The 4,176-nt window shown below is 33.2% G+C and carries 5 protein-coding genes; 1 reads left to right on the top strand and 4 read right to left on the bottom strand.

All coding sequences use genetic code 11. The annotated features are described in order from the left end of the window. Positions 1-109: 109 nt before the first annotated feature. Positions 110-511 (top strand): hypothetical protein, encoded by a 402-nt coding sequence (locus tag SVN78_09065; GenBank protein ID MDY6821755.1) that lies wholly within the window; start codon positions 110-112, stop codon positions 509-511. A gap of 179 nt (positions 512-690) precedes the next feature. Here the strand turns inward: SVN78_09065 and SVN78_09060 are convergent, their stop codons facing one another. The 4 genes from SVN78_09060 to ftsZ all read right to left on the bottom strand — a co-directional run bounded on the left by SVN78_09060 (position 691) and on the right by ftsZ (position 4,157). After that, a complete protein-coding gene (locus SVN78_09060) occupies positions 691-1,515 on the bottom strand; it encodes an MBL fold metallo-hydrolase (protein MDY6821754.1) in 825 nt (274 codons plus the stop codon). Between the two features lies 1 nt (position 1,516). After that, positions 1,517-2,155: an MBL fold metallo-hydrolase gene (locus SVN78_09055; protein ID MDY6821753.1), complete on the bottom strand. Its 639-nt coding sequence runs from the start codon at positions 2,153-2,155 to the stop codon at positions 1,517-1,519. 9 nt (positions 2,156-2,164) lie between these two features. Next, positions 2,165-2,920: a uracil-DNA glycosylase gene (locus SVN78_09050; protein ID MDY6821752.1), complete on the bottom strand. Its 756-nt coding sequence runs from the start codon at positions 2,918-2,920 to the stop codon at positions 2,165-2,167. Positions 2,921-3,050: 130 nt separating this feature from the next. Beyond that, entirely contained in the window at positions 3,051-4,157 is a 1,107-nt protein-coding gene (ftsZ, locus tag SVN78_09045; protein MDY6821751.1) for a cell division protein FtsZ, read from the bottom strand. Positions 4,158-4,176: the final 19 nt, after the last annotated feature.

Genomic DNA, 4,176 nt, shown 5'->3' with positions numbered 1-4,176 from the left:
CTTATGGAATACGTTACATTAACATAATTTTGATAGTAATTGAATAATTTGTTGTTAAATTATACAATTATACACTAAGTCAATATAATAAAAAATTAAGAGGTAGGTTATGAATACTAAAATTTACAAATTTTTATTTTTTGCATTTATTATTTTTACAATCTCTAATTATACTGCTGCATTGAAATTGCCAAAAATTAACACAGAGGTTATAGATATTTTAAATAAATACAATGAAACAGTAAGTAAATATGAAAATCTTACCACTATATACAACAGCTTGAAAGATAGTGAAATAAACACAACTTTAAGCAATACTAAGAAATCCCTTGATAGTGAAATTAATGAAGTCAAACAATATATCACTAATATTAAAAATTTGGCTGAAAACACAGATGACAAGGCAAAAGATTCTCTTTTAGAAAAAACTGGGAATAAATTGCTTGAGGTTAACAAAACATTAGATACTTTTGAGAATGAACTAAATAAATATAAAAATCTTGATCAGTAAATTGCTTCTTATCATTGACCATAAGAGATTGACTATAAAAAGACTATAAATTTGATTTAATAAAGATATTTAAATAAGGCAGTAAAAATTTAATTGATTGCATAGTGATTTCAAAGTGGGCGGATAATGCATATTTATAATCTATACTTATTTTTACTTTGAAACATTTTTAAATATTTTCATTTAATCTTAATTATCTTTCCTACACCAAATTCTATAAAATCTTTTTGATACTCTTCTTTAAATAGTTCTCTACATCTATCCCCAGAGCAATGAGAGGGAGCCACTTTTTTCACCCCGATTTCTTTAATTATATTAACAACAGATAATGGAGGACGGTGTAAGCCACCAACAACTAAATATATCTCATCCTTCTTTGTTAATTTTTTTGCTTTTTCAACAATATTTACAACCCCGGGATGAGCACAACCGGTAATAATTATTAATCCTTGTCTCGAGTCTACAATCAGGGATTGCTCTTCTGGAGGTCCATAAAGCTCTCCAGTAGTATAGACAAAATCAGAGATTTTTCTAGGCTCAGAAACATTTATAAATTTTGCTCCTTTACCGGCTATCATATTCCTAAAGGAATCTGGAAAGGATGCAGGGATAAAGACAGTAACCTTACTATTTTTCTTCAAAAATCCTTCCAACCCACCTGCATGATCATCATGAATATGAGAAATAACTACCTTACTGATTGATTTGGGGTCGATATCCATCTTTTGCAAGTTTGAAAGTAAAACTTCTGAATCTCCTCCAGTATCAAACAATATACGCTCTGCCGAGGTATCTATTAAGCATCCAAAACCCCATGATGTTTTCAACTTAGGATTTATTTGATAATTATCATAAACCGAAGTTAAGATTATCTCTGGTTTTTCTTCACTTTCTGCTCCAATAGAAATTTCAGGTGAAGCCATTCTTTCAGCTTGTGTTAAAAACCAAATTCCTGTTCCTAATAAAATAAAGAGCCCAATTGAAATTAGGATTTTGAGATTCATATTAATCAACCTCTATTATTCTCCCTACTCCCCCTTCAACATATATCTCTGGATAGAGAGCTTTTATCTCTGACTTATATTGGCTGCAGTGGGTTGGACAAATAAAATCCAAACCTTTCAGGGATTCAGGTCTGTTTCCATGCAAGCCTCCTAAAATACCGTAAATTCTATCAAATTGAGAAGCCACTTGAAGTATGTACTCCATTTTTGGATGTGAGCACCCCGCTATAATCATAATGCCCTTTTCTGTTTTAATACAAAGTGACTGCTCTATTCCTTCTAGCTCTCCTGTAGAGTAAATTCCCTCATAGAGTTTCCCTGGATCTTTCATCTTAATAATCTCTTTTATAGACTTAACTCCTCGAAATGAAGGGGGAATCCAAAGCTTAACATTGTTGTTTTGCTCTATAAAAGATGATAGACCTCCTATATGATCAAAGTGATTATGAGATATAAAAACATCCTGGATCTCTCTGGGATTAATTCCAAGCTTTTGCATGTTTGAATGTAAAATAGTTCCACTTGCTCCTGTATCAAAAAGTATTTTTCTATCTTTGGTTTCTACCACGGCGGAAAAGCCCCAATCAGGCCGGAGGTCTTTTCTAATAGAGGTATTATCATAGATAATTGTGATCTTCATCTATACTCATCAAAGCTGATGCAATCTTTTATCTATATTCCCATCGGGAAGCATCGAATCTGGATGTGGTTCCCCTCTCTCTTCCATTTGATAACGAATACAGCTCTCCCAATCTCCTTTACAATAAAGCTCCACCCACTTTTCATCTAACATACCTTCTTCATAGAATCTTTTCATTGGGCATACTGGATACCATTTGCAATCTTCAAGTAATACCTTCATCTTTTTGTAACTTTTTCTCATTTCTTTTTTAAAAGAAGGGTTATGGAGAAGTGCAGCGGGATGTGTTAAAGGAAGTATCTTCTGTCCTTCGCTAAAAAAAAGCTTACCATAGACTGTATAAAAATCTTTTCTGGATGACAACAAAATGGCATATTTCCTAAAGATGTATTTAGTTGCATAGTAACCTAGAGGGACCAACACCCTTGGATTTATCAATTCAATCTCTCTATCTAGGTACCAACAACACTTCTCAATTTCATCTTCTTTCGGCTTCCTATATTTTGGAAGCATGCATTTAATTAAATTTGTCATATATAATTCTTCTCTATTAAGGTTAGCTGATTTTAGTAGTTCGTCTAATACCTTTCCAGAGGGGCCTATAAACATTCTTCCATCTCTGTCTTCCTGTTCTCCCGGTGCTTGGGCAATTAACATAAGCTTTGCATCTAACTTTCCCTCCCCGCAGAGAGCATTTGTTCTGCTCTCAGATAAGCTACATTTCCTGCAATTCTTAATCTCTCTGTTTAACTGATCATAGTCCATATTCCATTTAACTTATTATGTTATTATTTTAAAGTTCATTTCTAACTAGATTTACAGACAGACCTATATTTTGCTGCCATTAAATACTATTTAATATTCATTTAACTTTGACATCTTCTTTGTTAGTCTATCAATCTATTTGCTTTCTTAAATATGTTGGTATCTCAAGCTCTTCTTCATTATATTCATCAACACTTCTCAAACCTTTATCTTTATTTTTAATATTCTTAACCTTCTTAATAATTGATTCTACTCCAACATTAGTATTTTTATAGTCATCTATCTGTACAGTCTTTTCATCAGAAGCACTATCTATACCTGTTGCAACGATTGTTACCCTGATCTTTTCCTTCATTGATTCTTCTACAACAACACCTTTAAATATCTCAGCATTATCACTGGCATTCTCGTATACTAGCTGAGCAATGTTCTGTATCTCATACATGGTCATATCATTACCACCACTAATATTAATTAAGATTCCACTTGCACCTTTAATATTCACATCGGCTAATAAAGGTGAACTCAATGCTCTTCTAGCTGCCTCCTTATCTCTATTTTCATTAGATGCCTCGCCAATTCCCATAAGTGCTAAACCTTTTGATTCCATAATCGTTTTAATATCTGCAAAATCAACATTAATATATCCATCACTATTTATAGTATCAGCTATACCTTGTGTTCCCTGTCTTAACACATCATCAGCAATTTTAAATGCCTCAAGAAAGGGTGTAGACTTATCAATAATATCTAAAATCTTATCATTAGAAACAACTATATAAGTATCCACATAATCTTTAAGCAGATTCAAACCCTCTCTTGCAAATTTGTTTCTTTTCTTGCCTTCCCAATAAAAGGGAGTAGAAACAACTGCAACAGTTAAAGCACCCAAATCTTTAGCAATACTTGCTATAACAGGAGCTGCGCCTGTACCAGTTCCTCCACCCATCCCTGCTGTTATAAATACCAAATCTGAACCCTTCAATGCTTCGCCAATAGTCTCTGTATCTTCAATAGCAGCTTTTCTGCCTATCTCTGGATTGCCACCGGCACCTAAACCTTTTGTTAGTGTTGAACCTAACTGAATCTTTACTGGTGCCAAACTATTAGCTAACGCTTGCGCATCAGTATTTGCTGCGATAAATTCAACACCCTCAACCTTACTTCTTATCATATTGTTTATTGCATTACCACCAGCACCACCTATACCTATAACTTTTATAACAGCGCCTTTCATTGTTTCATCTAATTCAAAC

The organism is Deferribacterota bacterium, assembly GCA_034189185.1.
Lineage (GTDB): Bacteria > Chrysiogenota > Deferribacteres > Deferribacterales > UBA228 > UBA228.
This window is presented reverse-complemented; position numbering and strand designations above follow the sequence as displayed.

Coding starts and splice junctions, on each gene's coding strand:
- SVN78_09065 (MDY6821755.1), top strand. CDS start 110: ATGAATACTAAAATTTACAAATTTTTATTTTTTGCATTTATTATTTTT.
- SVN78_09060 (MDY6821754.1), bottom strand. CDS start 1,515: ATGAATCTCAAAATCCTAATTTCAATTGGGCTCTTTATTTTATTAGGA.
- SVN78_09055 (MDY6821753.1), bottom strand. CDS start 2,155: ATGAAGATCACAATTATCTATGATAATACCTCTATTAGAAAAGACCTC.
- SVN78_09050 (MDY6821752.1), bottom strand. CDS start 2,920: ATGGACTATGATCAGTTAAACAGAGAGATTAAGAATTGCAGGAAATGT.
- ftsZ (MDY6821751.1), bottom strand. CDS start 4,157: ATGAAAGGCGCTGTTATAAAAGTTATAGGTATAGGTGGTGCTGGTGGT.